Genomic DNA, 15,024 nt, shown 5'->3' with positions numbered 1-15,024 from the left:
AGTGCCCGGCCTCACCATGGCCTTCAGAACATGCGCAACGCGAAGCTCGCCTCCCGCGCCTTCGTCACCGGGACGGCCGCCCGCTCGCCGAACCAGCGGGCAATCACCCCATCGAGCGACCACTTGCCCCCGCCGACGACCAGTAACGCCAGGCTCATTCCAATCACGAGCAGGTGATATTCGAACCCTTCACCGGTCTGCTGTCCGAACCAGTTCATGAAGAACCCTTGTGGCAAATGCACGGTCATAATCGCGCCCAACATGATCACGATGAAACTCGCCGCCGTGAACCTGGTGAACAAGCCTGCCAGCAACCCCAAACTGCCGATGGATTCCCCGATGATGACGAGAAACGCCACCAGCCAGGGGAGGCCCATTTTTTGAGTAAAGAATCCCATGGTGCCCTCAAACCCGCCCCCTCCATACCAGCCCAATAATTTCTGGGCTCCATGCGCGAAGATCACGCCCCCCAGCACCACCCGCAGAATCAAACCCGCCCAGGAATCATCTGTTTTGAAAAAGCTGTACATGCCGCACCTCCTTACAATGAATTATCGCCGGTGGCTCCGCACCCGCTGCGGAACCGCAGCCGCCATTCGATCCTTCAACAACAGCCCCATGGTCACGAGAGGAACGCCCGCCAACAGTCCGTACCACCAGAGCCACATCGTCGCCTTCTTCATAGATCACCTTCCATTCTTCAATGCGTTGCTGTTCACCAGTATCAGCAAAGGCTGTTCCTCGCGGCATTCCCCTGGAATAGACTCGTCCAACGCATTCATATTTCAAGAGAATATCCTGCTCATCTCGCACGGCGGCGACATTGCGGATTCCGAGTGACGAACTGCTCGCGACGAAGCCTCGTCAGGTGACGAAACGCATCGTCACCTCGTGGAGCAGGCAGTCGTGAGAGCGAGCTGCTGCTGCGTTAATTGCAGACGCCGCTTGAGTCCCCCGCAGCAACGGCCGGATATCGGGAGGAGGTTTCTTGAAGGTGCAGCGGTGGCGAACGACTCGCGATGAGCAATCGTTACACGAGGCAGGGGTCCAGCGGGGGCAGTCCACTCATTGGAACTGCCGTCGGAATCGCCACATTCCACTCCCGAACAGTATGCCGCCCAACAGGAGCATGGCGCCGACAGGTCTCCACAACAACTCCAAGCCCGCCCCCTTCAACATCACCCCGTAGGTGATGTCGATATAGTAGCGCAATGGAGAGAACGTCATGATGGCCTGTACCCATGCGGGCATCGATTCGTACGGCGACGTGATGCCTGACAACAACAGCATCGGACCCACGACGAAGAGCGTCATCATGGCGACTTGGGCCTGGTTCTTCGCGAGGGTCGCGGCCACCAATCCGAATCCGGCCGTGGTGAAGACATGCAACGCGGTCAGCAGAAAAAAGAGTCCCGCCGACCCCTTCATCGGCACGTGAAACACCGGGTGCAAGACGCCATACAGAGCCAGAGCGGTCGCGAGGAGGATGACTCCAGACATCGCGAGAACCTTTGAAAACATGATCTGGAAGGGAGACAACGGCGACACGAGTAACTGCTCGACCGTGCCCCGTTCCTTTTCACGAACCAATGCGGCAGCCGGCAGCAATACCGCAAAGAGCGTGATCATGCGCAATATGTGCGAAATGGACTGGAACCATCGTTCGTCCTGGGTGGGGTTGAACCAGACACGATGGGCGCTGGACACGACGGGCACGGTCGCCGTCACTCCGGAAAGACCCGCGGAGGCCAGGCCCGTCTCGGCCCCAAACAGGCTGGCAATTCGCACGCTGTACGCGGCGGCCGAGAGCCCCTGAGGAGCATTGGTGGTATCGACAAGCAGTTGGACTGCCGTCCGTGCTCCGCTCATGAGGGCCTCATGAAAACGCGGGGGAATCTCCAATAAGAGCATCGCACGGCCCTGGTCCAGTTGCCGGAGGCCTTGGCGAGGATCGCTGATCGCGCCGGTGAGGGCAAAATACGGAGGCTGGAACCGGTGAATCAGCTCGCGGGACGAAGGACTCTGATCCGCATCATGCACCAGCAACTCCGCGTTGGTGAGCTGCATGGTGATCCCGGCCCCGCTCACTAGCACCGAGAGCGAAAACGAATACACCAAAAATAACAACAGCGGCACATCGCGCGACAGTTGCAAGATTTCCTTCCATGTCAGCGCCGCGAGACGTTGCCCCCACGTGGCTGTCCGCTGCCGAGCCGTCATGCCATGCCCCCTCATGTCTCCGGTCGCTTGGTAAAAAGACGATACGTGACCGCGCTCAGCGCGGCGGCAAAAATCGCCAACGCCAGCAGGTCGATCCACAGCACATCGGCGCCGACCCCTTTCAGAAAGCTGCCGCGCATAATGTCGGTGTAGTACATGGCGGGGAAGAGATGCGCCTGGACCTTCGCGCCGCGCGTTAACGAGGCGACGGGAACGAGAAGGCCGGAAAACAAGATGGTCGGGACCATCGCCACGACCATCGTAATGATCAGGGCTGCCATCTGCGTCTGCACCAGCAGCGAAATCAGCAGCCCGATCCCCGTGGTGCAGAACACGAACAGCACCGACGCGGAAAAAAACAGCAGAAAGTTTCCCTTGAACGGCACCTGAAAAAGCCCGACGGCCATCAGCCATAACACGCAGACGTTCACGAGGGAGATGACGATATAGGGCAACAGCTTCCCGGTGAGGAACTCGGCGCGGCTCACGGTGGAGCTGTAGATGTTGTAGATCGACCCCGTTTCCTTTTCCCGCACGACCCCGAGCGCCGTCAGCAGGGGAGACGCCAGCATCAACGTGAACATGACCAACGCCGGCACCGTGGACCAGGTACTGCGCACTTCCTCGTTGTAGAGATAGCGGACCTCTACGCTCAGCGGACGCACGAGGACGCCGGCTTGCTCCTGGGTCACACCACGGGAGCGGCGGAGGAAGTCGATCAGGCGGTCCTCAGTGAACGCCTGGTTGATGGCGATCACGTAGCCCTTGGCGATATCCGTATGGAGCGGAAACGTTCCGTCGAGCAACGTCTGCACGGAGACCGGCTCGCCTGCGGCCAATTGTTCCTGAAACCGTTCGGGAATGATGATGGCCGCCCGGATCTTCGTTTCGGTCAGCAGCCGATCCAAGGTACGCTCATCGTCGGCATAGCCCCGAAACGAAAAATAGCGCGACTGGATGAACCGCTGGAGGTATTCCCGGCTGAACTCACTCTGATCTCGATCCACGACCGCAAACGGAATGTCCTCCACGTCCAGATTCAACCCATAGCCGAAGACCACAAGCCAGAGAGCCGGCAGAAGGAAGGACAACAGCAGGAACAGACGGTCCCTGGTGGTTTCTTTCCATTCCTTGAGCGCCACGGCACTGATGCGCTGGAGATTCAGGCTTACCCCTCCTTGCGCGCTGCCTGTTCGAGCGCCATGACTCGCGACACAAACACGTCCTCCAAGCTCAGCAGCCGCGGACGCACCGCTGCAACGGCAATGCCGACGCGGGCCAATCCCTCCCGGAGGCGCGTTTCGTCCCGGGAGAAATCACGCGAGAGCACATGGATCTTGGTGCCGAAGAGCGCTGCGCCGGTGAACCCGGCCGCCGTCACATGCGCGAGGGCGGCCCCCGGCTTGTCCACGGTAATTTCCAGCAATTGCCCGACTTCTCGCTCTACCTCTGTCTTGAGATCCGCCGGCGTCCCTCCGGCCACGATTCGTCCGGCATACATGAGGGCCAGCCGGTCGCAATGCTCCGCTTCGCTGAGATAGTGCGTTGTGATGAGGATCGCGACGCCCTCCTCGCGAGCCAACCGCGACAACAACTCCCAGAATCGCCGGCGGCCGATGGGGTCCACGCCGGACGTCGGTTCATCGAGAAATAACACGCGCGGACCGTGGACCAATGCGCAACCCAACGCCAGACGTTGCCGCACCCCCATGGGAAGACGCCCGGTCCGATCATGCTCATAGCCGTTGAGGCCGGCCATCTCGACGATCCACTCCATCCGTTGCTGCGCCTGGCGACGAGCCAACCCATAAATTCCGGCAAAGAGCCGGATATTCTCGATCACGGTCAGGTCCAGATAGAGGGAGAAGGCCTGGGACATGTACCCGATGCGCTCCTTGATCGCGCCGCTCGCCGTCCGCATGTCGGCGCCGGCCACACGTCCTTCTCCGCCCGTCGGCGGCACGATCCCCGTCAGCATCTTGATGACGGTCGTCTTGCCCGCGCCGTTCGCCCCCAAGAGTCCGAAGATTTCGCCTTGCTTCATGTCGAAACTGACTTGGTCCACGGCGCGAAAGGAACCAAAGTCCCGCACGAGCGCCTTGGCCTCAACGGCCGGTCCGTCACACTGCGACAGGCTCCCCGGGCGGATTGCCTGAGTCGATCGTCCCGACAGTCCCGGCTGTCCATCCTGTTCTTTCAGGAGAAGCGCGACGACGACATCTTCCAGCTCCGGCTCGTTCGCATGGAGATTGGTCACCGGGAGATTCCCCAGCGCATCCCGAATCCCCTCGGCCGCAGCATCCGCCTCCCGTTCCGGCGTGAACACGTGCAGTGACGGACCCAACGATTCCACCTGAGCGTACCGGCGTTTCAGGCGAGCAACTGCTTCCAATTGCGGAGTCGATTCGAAGGTGACGACCAGACCAGGGACCAGAGATTGAACGTCTGCCGGCGTGCCGGATGCCAGTACGCGTCCGTGGGAGAAAAATGAGAGCCGGTGAAAGCGGGCCGCCTCATCCATATAAGCGGTCGAGACGAGCGCGGTCATGCCCTTGACCGCCTGCCATTCCGCGAGAATGGCCCAGAAGTCGCGCCGCGAGACCGGATCGACACCGGTCGTCGGCTCGTCGAGAATGGCCAGCTCCGGCTCATGAATCAGCGTGCAGATCAAACCGAGCTTCTGCTTCATGCCGCCCGAGAGCTGTTTCACCAACCGGGCACGGAAGCGATCCAGGCGGGTGATCGCCAGCAACCGCGATTTACGTTCACGAAGGTTGGCCTCGGACACCAACCTGAGCTTGGCGAAAAAGTCGATGTTCTCCTCGACGGAGAGCTCTGGGTAGAGGTTGAGCCCCAAGCCTTGGGGGAGAAACCCGATCCGTCGTTTCACCTGTTCGGCCGCCCGTTCCGAATTCACAACGGTCCCGAACACTTCGACAGACCCGCCTTCGTACTGCAACACTCCGGCAATCGCCTTCATCGCGCTGCTCTTGCCCGCACCATCCGGACCGATGAGGCCGTAAATTTCCCCCCGGTTCACAGTGAAATCCAGGCCGTTGACCGCGAGATGTTTCTGGTACCGCTTGACGAAGCCGGACAGGCGGATGACCGCATCCGGTGCCGATGCAGCCAGGCTCATCATCGAGGGTTCGACCAGGCGACGTCGTCCTTCCAGCGGATCACCGCGTCGGCAGGAAGACCCGGCGTCAACCGATGATTCGGATTGGCCGTGAGATAGAGCCGGACGGCGTAGATCAGCTTGACCCGTTCATCCGGGGTTTGAACTTCTTTTGGGGTGAATTCCGCTTTCGAGGCGATATACCGGACAGTCGCCTCAAAGGGGTCGTCGGGAAAGGCGTCCGTGTAAATGCGGGCCGGCAAATCCAGACGGACTTTGCCGATTTGGAGTTCCGGGACATAGACCTGCAGGTACAGGCGGTCAAGGTCCACCAGTTCGAGCAGGGGCGCGCCGGTCGCCACGACTTCGCCGACGTCCACCATGCGTGTGGTCACCGTGCCGTTCGTGGGAGCCACGATCGTCAGATCGTCGAGCACGCTGCGGGCTTCCGCAAGCGTTGCATCCCCTTGGTCGCGCTGCCGTTCGAGCGCCGCCACCTCCGCTTCTTTTGACCGGATGCGCTCCCGCCCTAATTCGGCCTGTGCGTGTTCCTTGCCGGCTTGGTCGGAGGCGGCCTGCGCCACCGCAATCTCCGTGACAGCGACTTTCCAGCGCGCATCGGCCTGGTCCACATGCTGCTGTGACACGGCCTGCTCGGGAAGCAGGGAGCGCACGCGCTCGGCGTCCCGGCGGGCTTCGAATTCGACAGCTTTCGCCTTCCGGATGAGGGCGCGCGCGCTGTCGACTTTGGCGGCGGCGGCCTCAATGCTCAGGGGCACCTCGAGGTTCAGAACCGCGAGTCCCGTATGGGCCGCCTCCACCTGCGCCATCAAGCTGTCCACCAACCGCGCAGCTTGATCGACTTTCGCCCTCGCTTGAGCATCGTCCAGCCGGATCAGGACGCTGCCTTTGACCACCTCCGCCCCTTCGCGTGCCGTCAGGTCCACGACGCGTCCGGGAAACTTGCTGGACACCGTGACATGGTCGCCTTCGATCCGTCCATTGGCCTGAATCAGCCCATCCGGCAATCCGTTGTGCCACACGAGCCGATCGAGGGTGACGTAGCCGCCTATCAACACCAAGGCGAGAATGACAGCCGTCACTATGGAAGTACGGGTCGGCATGCAATCAGTCGGTCGCGACGCGTGGTGCCATCAGGATCGAAACGCCCGGTCGCGCACGCGCCGACACTGTAGTCGATGGTGAGCCTTTTTGCCAGAGACGACCCTCATCACACATCGGCCCGCCTTCACCTTACGACCTGGCGATCTCCATGCCGGTTCATCCCCTTGCGGATGTGTTCCACGGCGTCAGCCTTCTGTTCCGGCCGGATGGGGGCAGGCCACCACGTCACCTTGGGTACTCGTCATGCGATCGACTACTCCCGAGGACGGGAAAGACCAAGCTTCTTGATTTTCGAGGTGAGGGTGGTGCGCTTAAGGCCCAGCCGTGCCGCTGCACCGTCAGCGCCGCCGATGACCCATCGCGTGTCACGCAAGGTGCGCAGGATCTGGTCGCGCTCGGCATCGTGAAGTGTCCCTGCGGGAGCGGGAGCCGGCTGCGCCTGAAGTTTGAGTTCCGGCAGCGGCACCTGCAAGTGAGAGCCTTGAGTCAGAATCACGGCGCGCTCAACGAGGTTCTCCAACTCGCGGATGTTGCCCGGCCAGTGATAGCCGGACAGGGCGTCCAACGTCGCCGACGGAATCGATTCGATGGGCTTGTTCATGCGAGCGGCATAGTGTTGCGTGAAATAGCGCACCAGCACCGGAATATCTTCTCTCCGCTCGCGCAGTGGCGGCAGGGTGATCGGAAACACATTCAGCCGGTAGTACAGATCGCTTCGGAACTCCTGCTGCTCAACCAGCTTCCCCAGATCTCGATTCGTCGCGGCAACCAGCCGGATATCCACGCGCACGGTCCGAGTACTCCCGAGCCGCTCAAACTCCTGCTCCTGCAGAACACGGAGCAGTTTGGACTGGAGCTCCAGTGGAATTTCCCCCACCTCGTCCAGAAAGATCGTGCCGCCATGAGCCAATTCGAACCGGCCGACTTTCTGCGCGATCGCCCCGGTAAACGCGCCCCGCTCATGGCCGAATAATTCGCTCTCCAACAGGCCGGTAGGGATCGCCGCGCAGTTCAGTTTCACAAAGGTTCGCTGATTCCGGTCACTGAGCCGGTGAATTGCCCTGGCGATGAGTTCCTTGCCCGTGCCGGTTTCGCCCTGGATCAGAACCGTTGCCTGGGTCGGCGCCACGATTTCGACTTGCGCCAGCACCTGCTTCAGCGTCCGGCTGTCACCGATGATGTCGTCGAAGCCATGTTCGAGGCGAATCTCCTCCTCGAGATACTGCTTCTCCTCGGTCAGCCGGTCCTTGAGGTCGGTGATTTCCTGATACGCCAGCGCATTGTCCACGGCGAGCGTAATCTGTCCGGCTACCTGGCTCAAAAACTCGACGTCCTGTTCGCTGAACGCATGCTCCTGACGGCTGGCCAGATTGAGACAGCCGATCACACGATCGCGCGACAACAGCGGCAGTGAGCACATGGAGCGGAAGCCTTTTCGAATGAGAAGCTGCGGTACGGGATGAGAAAACGCACTCAGGCTCAGGAGGTTGTTGGCTACCGCGGGGCGCTTTCGCTCGAACGCGAGGCTGGCCAGAGAACCAGCGACATCCGACATCGTCCCCTCGATCAACGCGCCTTCGTTGTCAGGAAAATCCAGGGCCTCCAGGCGGACACGGTTGGTTGTGCTTTGGTAGAGGATCAGGCTGGCGTATTCCTGCGGGACCATCTCGCGGAGGCACAGACTCACCGCCTTAAACACTTCTCGCAGATCCAGCGTGGAGGCCATCGTGTTCGTCATGCGCAACAACAGACTGAAGCGATCCCGCTGCCGTTCGACGTCCCTCCGGGAGGCTTCCACCGCCTCGCGGTTGAGCACGTTCTCCACCGCCACCGCCACTTGACGCCCAACCTGCTGCATGAATTCCCTATCTGCGACGCCGTACGCCTGCTGTTCCAGGCTCGAAAATTCCAAAGACCCCAGTCGCTGAGCCGCGGAGGTGAGGGGAACCAGACAGCAGGACTGCACGCCGTCTTCCCGCATCAAGCCGATCACCTTCGGCCAGCGATGCTCGGCGGCCAGATCGTTGAGCAACAGCGGCTGCTGGGTCTCCCACACCAGGCCGGCCGGCGTGTCAGCCGGATCGCTTTCGTGACCGCCGACGATTTCCGCCGGGACATTCGCGCGGAGCACATGGAGACGCATGACCTTGCGCTGATGATCGTGCAGCGAAAGCCCGACGAAATTGACCGGCACGACTGACGGCAACAAGCGCGCAAGATCCTGCACCAGAGCGGACAAGTCGGAGTGACTAGCGATCGCCTCCGCCACGCGCAACAACGCACGATAGCGGTCACTGTCTCCTTGAGTCGCCCCCAATTGTGAGTGGATAGTCATGGCCGTGAGTATGCCGGCTGTTAAATCGGTACACAATGACCGCATGGCCAGCCTAACGCGATCTCTCTGCGAAATCACCGGGATAGTTGAGCATCCCCACCGTCATCCCCTTCGACTCGCGCGTGTATCGAATTAGTAGCCGGCGAACTGTTCAGTTCGAATATCGCTGTCGTTGATGCGGGCATCCTTGAGCATGGTCCGTAACGCCACGACCATGCCCGGAGGACCGACCACATAATAGATCGGCTTCTCAATGTTCAGAAGATACTTCGAGAGCAGGGCTGCGTCGAGGTGCCCCGTTTCCTCTGCCCAGGGACGGGATGATTTCGCTGGCTCCGTCATGATGCCCACGAAACGATAGTGTGGATTCTTGTTTTGTAAGGCCTGCAGTTCTTCCAGGAAAGGCGCATCCTCAGGCCTTCGATTCGAAGAGAACAGCACCATGCGTTGCGGCGACTGCTGCATCGCCGCCTGCACCACCATGCTGCGAACGGGTGTGATGCCGATCCCGCCCGCCAGAAAAACAGCCGGGCGGGTCTGGTCGGCATGCAGCACCAATTTCCCAAACGGCCCTTCCATGCGGACAGTTGAGCCGATCGGCATACGTTGCAGTTCGCGCTTGAACGCCGTGTCACGCAGCCGGGTGGCCACCATCAAGGTTGACTCCTGTGGCGCACTCGCAATGGAAAAGGCTCTGGTGTTGCCGGCTGCATCAGTCTCGAAGGGCTCGGGCAGCGTTAAGTCCACAAACTGACCGGGCGTGAACACAAACCCCGCCGGCTTGTCGAAGTGAAACGCCATCGTGCCCTCTGCAACCAGCTGGCGCCCGGTCAGTTTCACGGTACAGGCCTTCGACGCCTCACTCATGTCGTCTCTCGTTCCGCCCTGACGGGTCAGCCAACCACTTGCGCTTCGCCCAGGAGTTAGAGCGACTTATGCGTGCCGTCGCAGAACGGCGGATTCTTCGTGTGCTTACACTGGCACAACGCCACGGTTTTCTTTTCGGTCGTGGTGAATGCCATGGGCGTGAACCCCGTTCCCTTGTGAGACCCGTCACAAAACGGCTGCTTCTTCGAGCGCCCGCACCGACACCAATAGTGGGTGCCCGCTTCCAACTCCAGGACGGCCGGCTGCTTCGCTGCAATGACTGGTTCTTCCATGAATACTCTCCCTCCCTGTTTACAATGATAACGGTTTGATCGGCGAAACGACCGCGTCCGGATTGTTCTTCCAGATCGCCTCGTCCGCATCGACGTAAAGCTCCACCTCAATGCCGTCCGGATCGCGAAGGTAGAGGCTCTGGCTGACGGTATGGTCGCTCATGCCGTCGATCGCGATCCCGGCCTGCTCCAACTCGCGCTTGGCTGTCCGAAGTTCGTCCAGGCTGTCACCGACTTTGATGCCGATGTGATACAGCCCTCGCCTGCGGCCCGGCGGCGGTCCAGGCGCATCACCGACCTGGATCAGCAACAACTCGTGATGCGTGCGGCCGGAGGTCAGCGCGGCAGCGGCGCCGTTGAAGATCCGCCCGACTTCGTGGAAACCCAATAGGTCCCGGTAGAACGCCAACGAACGCTGCAGCTCCTTCACATAAAACACGACGTGCCCCAAATATTGCGCGTTCATGGTCGTGACTCCTTCCTCGGCGTAGCCGTTATTGAAGTAGCCCCCGGACCGCCGCGTGGGCCAGCACCACATCAGGCTCTCGTTGCAAGGCCTCGTAATAGTGCCGACCGAAGCCATTGCCGTCTTCAGAAGGCATCAACAGGGTCCGGACCGAGCCGATCACCGCGGTGATCTCGTTGCGATCCGACGCTTCGTTTTCTTCGGACAACTCATCCAACCGCGCCATCAGTTGGGACAGGGGACGCAACCACGCAAACCAGGCATCCCCGAGAACTAATTGAAAAAATGCGCCATTGGTCGGGATGCGCCCATGCACCCGTTCATAGGACACTCGTTCGCCGTCCAGCAACGCCTTGTGCAGGCGCAACAACGCCCGGGACAGGTTATCCAGATGTGCCGCGGCATGATCCTGACCCGACATGCGTCCGCCTCCTTGCGAATGTCTCTTCATTATCCCGTCGGTTCACTATCGAGTTGATGAGCCTTGCGGCCGCCCCGTGCGAGCGGAGCGGTGGTCACGCGCGCCTCAAGCATGAGCCGCGCCAGGTCCGCCGCGCGGGTGACAAGCGCTTCCGCCCCTTCACGCAACTCCCGGCTGGCCTGCACTTCGCGATTGTTCCGCTCCATGTCTTCCGCACTCCAACCGCGCGAATGAGCGATAAAGGGAAATTGCGGAAACTGACACCCAACCTCGGCGAAGAAGGTCATCAACTGTCCGGCAACTCCCTGCACATTATCCTGCCCGCCCATGATGATGAAGGCGGCAACTTTGTCCCTCAGGAGATGCCGGTTGGCGATCGTCTCCTGATTCTGAATGCAGTTCAGCCGTTCGACCATTTTGTAGTACAGGCTGCTCGCCCCGCCCCATCTGATCGGCGTGGACAGGAGAATCACATCCGCCCAATGTACGATGCCCTCATACACTCGGTCCATTTGATCCGCCGCGTCCATTTGGGTAATCGAACAGGGCCAGGTGCAGGCTTCCGCCGCTTTCGAATAGAACCCTTCACAGGAGCGGAACGAGAGGTCCCGCAACCGGATGAGTTGAGTATCGAGCCGAAGTTGCTCGCGCGCATGCTCCAAGGCGGCTTCCAGCAATGCGTCGGACGCGCTATATCGCGGCTGATCCGCCGTCATCACCGTAGTGGCAATGCCCAGTACGCGGATGGGGCCCTCGGCGCGCACAATCGGACGGGCCAGGGGATGCGGGGCCTTCGCCTGCTTCCGGCGTTTCGTGGCCGAGGTCAGATCCACATAGAGACGGCCGTTCTCGATGATCAGGGGATAGGAGGGGACCTGATCGTCTTCGTACCCCGGCTCTCCGAGACCAGTACGGCGATGAAACTTCCAGTAGTGCCAGGGGCAGACGACATAGTCGCCCTCGAGCCGCCCCTCGCCCAAGGGCCCCCCGATGTGATTACAGATTCCTGAAATCGCCGCGAACTGGCCGTCCTTGTAGCTGAGGGCGAGCGTCGTGCCACCGGATACGACTTCCTGCAGTGGCGTGAGCTTTAGGTCTTCAACTGACCCTACGTCAGTCCACGTTGTATCCGGCACGACAGACCCTTCCTCTATCCGACCAGACTCTCCGCACCTCGGTCACAGCCGCTTCCTGCTCCATGTCTACCGTCCCCGCCGAGCTCTTCCGGGAGAAACCAGCTCGCGCACGAGGCTTGCGAGGATAGGCCTTGACCGGATCTTTCGCAAGCCTGGCCTTCTCGGCATGAGGCGTCCTATCTCGTTGTTCGTCGCCGGGCAGGCGAGGGCTTCCTGAAGGTGACGCCCGCCTTCTGGACTTCCTGATAGGGGAGAAGCCAGACCAACGATTCATCCGACAGATCCCCTACTTGAATGCGGTTTCCCCAGGGGTCGCGGAAATCGCAACGGAAATGCGGCTCCATTTTCAGCTTGTACTGTTTGGTGAGCTTGCGTCGGACTTCTTTGATCTGATCGGCATCACGAACCATCAATCCGAAATGCTTTACGCGATCCGGCTGCAACCTCTCGACTTCGAAAATCGCCATAAACTGATGCTCACCCAGTTTGCACCAGGCGGCGCCTTCCCCTCCGCGCAACATCTGCAAGCCGAACACATCCGAATAGAACTTCACGGCCTTCTTGGCATCGGTGACCTCGATCACGATATGGTTGCATCCGTAGACCTGAACCGCCATGTCCATTTCTCCTCACCCGGTTGACTGCTCGATCGCCGCGAGAAATGTCTCGACCGGCTGCGCACCCGACACCACCGTCTTTCCGTTCAACAGAAAGTAGGGGACGCCTCTGATGCCCAACTGGCGACCGCGTGCTTCTTCCTGTCGAACCGCCTCAATCCCGTCATGGCTCTCCAGGAAACGACCGGCCGCTGCCCCGTCCAAGCCGGCCCGATCGGCAAGGGACACCAACACCCCGGGCTCTCCGATATTCAGCCCCTCGGAAAAGTATCCGTGAAAGAGTGCTTCAGCAGCGGCATCCTGACGGTCCTGCTGCTGGGCGAACCAGATCAACCGATGGGCCTCAAACGTGTTTGGCGTGCGGGCAATACGCTCGAACGCGAACTCAATGCCCGCACTCACGCCAGCCCCCGAAATTCGATTCTGAATCGCCTGCAGTTCCCCGGGCCCGCCAAACTTCGCTTCGAGGTACACGCGCCGATCCATCCCGGCCTTCGGCATGGTCGGATTCAGCTGAAACGGGCGCCAGAACACCAGGGCGGACTCCTGTCTGCCCGTCGACTCCAGCGCCTGCTCCAGCCGTCGCTTCCCGACATAACACCAGGGACAGACCACGTCGGAATAGATGTCGATGGTCAGCACCGGCCCGGTCATGACAAATGTCCCATCTTTCCCGCTTGGTAATCCTGCACGGCCTGAATGATCTCCTCGCGCGTGTTCATCACAAACGGACCGTAGCGGGCAATCGGCTCCGCAATGGGCTCTCCGCTCAGCACAAGCATGGTGGCCTCTTGCTTTGCCTCCAGCACCACCCGCTCACCCTGTTGTCCGAACAGCCCAATTTCCACCTCCTCCACCGCCTGAGACCCGTTCACCACCACCTGCCCGTGGAGCACGAACAGGGATGAATTGAATCCCTCGGGCAAATCGAGTTCCACCCGGTGACCTGCCGCCAGGCGCAAGTCATACAGGTGGACCGGGCTGAAGGTCTTCGCCGGCCCTGTCACTCCGCGAAATTCTCCGGCAATCACGCGCAGCCGGCCAGCTCCTCCGCCGAGTTCCACCGTCGGAATATCGCTGCTATGCAAGGTCTGATACCGCGGCGGCGTCATCTTGAACGCCTTCGGGAGGTTCACCCACAGTTGAACCCCTTCCAAAAGGCCGCCTGTTTTCGCAAACTCTTTCTCATGCAGCTCCTCGTGCACGAGGCCGGATGCGGCCGTCATCCACTGCACATCGCCGGGGCCGATGACGCCTCCGCTGCCCGTCGAGTCACGATGCGCCACTGTTCCGTGATACATGATCGTCACTGTTTCGAACCCCCGATGTGGATGTTCACCCACGCCGAGCCGGCGAGAGGTCGGCGGAAATTCCTCCGGCCCCATATAATCGAGCATCAAAAAGGGAGACAATTGTTCCTCAACCCCGGCGCCCGGAATCATGTTCCGCACCGGAAACCCGTCCCCGACCATATGCTGAGACCCTGCCTGATAGACTCCCACGAGCTCTTTGGTGGTGATGGTCTCGGTTCGCATCTCGGCCTCCTTTCTTACACCATCTCCCGCAAGGCCTCTGCGAGAGAGATCGTTCCCCGCACGAGGGACTCGGGACGCTCATACCCAACGGCGCCCTTGGAAAAAGATGCGTACATCTCTTCAAACAATCCAGCCGCTTCGGTGGAGAACCCGAATGACGTGAATGTCGGGACCACCGCGCTCAGCGGCGCGTCCTGGACGACGACCGCTCGCCCGAGAATCCTGCTCAACGCGCTGGCCGCCTGCTCAGGACTGTACTCTTCCGGACCCGCGAGTTCTACAATCGTATGGCCCCTGCCTGCGGCCATCAAGCGATCCGCCGCCACACGACCGATGTCCTCCGTGGATATCATCGGCATCTTCAGCCGGGACGGAATGAAGGAGGGCAGCAGGCCCTGTTCCTTTGCCAACCCGATGCCAGACGCCCAGTTATCCATAAAGTAACCGGGCCGCAGAATCGTTACATGACGCGCCACCGCGGTCAGTGCTTGCTCGCCATACCGAGCAGCGCGAATCGGCCCCGTTCCTTCCGGAAGCTGTCCGCCGATCGACGATAACAACACCACCTGGGCAATCCCGCTCGCCTTCACGGCTTCCGCGATCCGGTCTATCCGCCGCCGCTGTTCGGCAAGCCACGACGTCGCGCCATAGTTCGGCGGGATCAGCAGATACACGCTCGATGCTCCTTGCAACGCCTTCGTCAGAGCAGCCTGGTCATCCAGCGAGGCAACGGCCACTTCCACTCCCCTGGCTGCCCAGCTCGTCCCTCTCTCAGCCGAGCGCACCACGATCCGCAATGGCTGTTTTCGTTCCAGCACCCTCTCCGCAACGACCGATCCCGTATGTCCTGTGGCGCCCAGTACAACCAACATCGCTGTAGTACCCTTTCTG

At 60.8% G+C, this 15,024-nt stretch carries 15 protein-coding genes; all 15 read right to left on the bottom strand.

Annotated elements, in window-relative coordinates; all coding sequences use genetic code 11:
- Window positions 1-23 precede the first annotated feature (23 nt).
- Window positions 24-530, bottom strand: coding sequence for a DoxX family membrane protein (locus GDA65_03605; protein ID MBA5861787.1), 507 nt, complete (start codon window positions 528-530; stop codon window positions 24-26).
- A 535-nt stretch (window positions 531-1,065) separates the two neighbouring features.
- Entirely contained in the window at window positions 1,066-2,220 is a 1,155-nt protein-coding gene (locus GDA65_03600; GenBank protein MBA5861786.1) for an ABC transporter permease subunit, read from the bottom strand.
- Window positions 2,221-2,231: 11 nt separating this feature from the next.
- Window positions 2,232-3,362 carry an ABC transporter permease subunit gene (locus GDA65_03595; GenBank protein MBA5861785.1) on the bottom strand — a complete coding sequence of 377 codons (1,131 nt, stop codon included), beginning with the start codon at window positions 3,360-3,362 and terminating at the stop codon, window positions 2,232-2,234.
- Between the two features lie 26 nt (window positions 3,363-3,388).
- Window positions 3,389-5,362, bottom strand: coding sequence for an ATP-binding cassette domain-containing protein (locus GDA65_03590; protein ID MBA5861784.1), 1,974 nt, complete (start codon window positions 5,360-5,362; stop codon window positions 3,389-3,391).
- Window positions 5,359-6,462 carry an HlyD family efflux transporter periplasmic adaptor subunit gene (locus GDA65_03585; protein MBA5861783.1) on the bottom strand — a complete coding sequence of 368 codons (1,104 nt, stop codon included), beginning with the start codon at window positions 6,460-6,462 and terminating at the stop codon, window positions 5,359-5,361. Before GDA65_03585 ends, GDA65_03590 begins: the two co-directional genes overlap by 4 nt.
- Window positions 6,463-6,716: 254 nt before the next feature.
- On the bottom strand, window positions 6,717-8,798 hold the full coding sequence (locus GDA65_03580; protein MBA5861782.1) for a GAF domain-containing protein: 2,082 nt from the start codon (window positions 8,796-8,798) through the stop codon (window positions 6,717-6,719).
- A gap of 132 nt (window positions 8,799-8,930) precedes the next feature.
- On the bottom strand, window positions 8,931-9,665 hold the full coding sequence (locus GDA65_03575; protein ID MBA5861781.1) for an oxidoreductase: 735 nt from the start codon (window positions 9,663-9,665) through the stop codon (window positions 8,931-8,933).
- A gap of 56 nt (window positions 9,666-9,721) precedes the next feature.
- Complete coding sequence (locus GDA65_03570) at window positions 9,722-9,958, bottom strand: CDGSH iron-sulfur domain-containing protein (GenBank protein MBA5861780.1); 237 nt, start codon at window positions 9,956-9,958, stop codon at window positions 9,722-9,724.
- A gap of 19 nt (window positions 9,959-9,977) precedes the next feature.
- Window positions 9,978-10,424 carry a VOC family protein gene (locus tag GDA65_03565; GenBank protein MBA5861779.1) on the bottom strand — a complete coding sequence of 149 codons (447 nt, stop codon included), beginning with the start codon at window positions 10,422-10,424 and terminating at the stop codon, window positions 9,978-9,980.
- 28 nt (window positions 10,425-10,452) lie between these two features.
- On the bottom strand, window positions 10,453-10,875 hold the full coding sequence (locus GDA65_03560) for a hypothetical protein (GenBank protein ID MBA5861778.1): 423 nt from the start codon (window positions 10,873-10,875) through the stop codon (window positions 10,453-10,455).
- Window positions 10,875-11,981, bottom strand: coding sequence for a Rieske 2Fe-2S domain-containing protein (locus tag GDA65_03555; GenBank protein MBA5861777.1), 1,107 nt, complete (start codon window positions 11,979-11,981; stop codon window positions 10,875-10,877). The genes GDA65_03560 and GDA65_03555 overlap by 1 nt, the downstream gene beginning before the upstream one ends.
- Window positions 11,982-12,157: 176 nt before the next feature.
- Window positions 12,158-12,598: a VOC family protein gene (locus GDA65_03550; GenBank protein ID MBA5861776.1), complete on the bottom strand. Its 441-nt coding sequence runs from the start codon at window positions 12,596-12,598 to the stop codon at window positions 12,158-12,160.
- Window positions 12,599-12,610: 12 nt separating this feature from the next.
- Window positions 12,611-13,252 carry a disulfide bond formation protein DsbA gene (locus GDA65_03545; protein ID MBA5861775.1) on the bottom strand — a complete coding sequence of 214 codons (642 nt, stop codon included), beginning with the start codon at window positions 13,250-13,252 and terminating at the stop codon, window positions 12,611-12,613.
- Window positions 13,249-14,133, bottom strand: a complete 885-nt coding sequence (locus GDA65_03540; protein MBA5861774.1) for a pirin family protein — start codon at window positions 14,131-14,133, stop codon at window positions 13,249-13,251. Before GDA65_03540 ends, GDA65_03545 begins: the two co-directional genes overlap by 4 nt.
- A gap of 14 nt (window positions 14,134-14,147) precedes the next feature.
- Window positions 14,148-15,005, bottom strand: coding sequence for an NAD(P)H-binding protein (locus GDA65_03535; protein ID MBA5861773.1), 858 nt, complete (start codon window positions 15,003-15,005; stop codon window positions 14,148-14,150).
- Between the last annotated feature and the right edge of the window lie 19 nt (window positions 15,006-15,024).

Origin of the sequence: Nitrospira sp. CR1.1, assembly GCA_014055465.1 — a bacterium.
GTDB lineage: Bacteria > Nitrospirota > Nitrospiria > Nitrospirales > Nitrospiraceae > Nitrospira_A.
This window is presented reverse-complemented; position numbering and strand designations above follow the sequence as displayed.

Coding starts and splice junctions, on each gene's coding strand:
- GDA65_03540 (MBA5861774.1), bottom strand. CDS start 14,133: ATGCGAACCGAGACCATCACCACCAAAGAGCTCGTGGGAGTCTATCAG.
- GDA65_03605 (MBA5861787.1), bottom strand. CDS start 530: ATGTACAGCTTTTTCAAAACAGATGATTCCTGGGCGGGTTTGATTCTG.
- GDA65_03580 (MBA5861782.1), bottom strand. CDS start 8,798: ATGACTATCCACTCACAATTGGGGGCGACTCAAGGAGACAGTGACCGC.
- GDA65_03565 (MBA5861779.1), bottom strand. CDS start 10,424: ATGAACGCGCAATATTTGGGGCACGTCGTGTTTTATGTGAAGGAGCTG.
- GDA65_03575 (MBA5861781.1), bottom strand. CDS start 9,665: ATGAGTGAGGCGTCGAAGGCCTGTACCGTGAAACTGACCGGGCGCCAG.
- GDA65_03535 (MBA5861773.1), bottom strand. CDS start 15,005: ATGTTGGTTGTACTGGGCGCCACAGGACATACGGGATCGGTCGTTGCG.
- GDA65_03585 (MBA5861783.1), bottom strand. CDS start 6,462: ATGCCGACCCGTACTTCCATAGTGACGGCTGTCATTCTCGCCTTGGTG.
- GDA65_03600 (MBA5861786.1), bottom strand. CDS start 2,220: ATGACGGCTCGGCAGCGGACAGCCACGTGGGGGCAACGTCTCGCGGCG.
- GDA65_03560 (MBA5861778.1), bottom strand. CDS start 10,875: ATGAAGAGACATTCGCAAGGAGGCGGACGCATGTCGGGTCAGGATCAT.
- GDA65_03570 (MBA5861780.1), bottom strand. CDS start 9,958: ATGGAAGAACCAGTCATTGCAGCGAAGCAGCCGGCCGTCCTGGAGTTG.
- GDA65_03550 (MBA5861776.1), bottom strand. CDS start 12,598: ATGGCGGTTCAGGTCTACGGATGCAACCATATCGTGATCGAGGTCACC.
- GDA65_03545 (MBA5861775.1), bottom strand. CDS start 13,252: ATGACCGGGCCGGTGCTGACCATCGACATCTATTCCGACGTGGTCTGT.
- GDA65_03590 (MBA5861784.1), bottom strand. CDS start 5,362: ATGATGAGCCTGGCTGCATCGGCACCGGATGCGGTCATCCGCCTGTCC.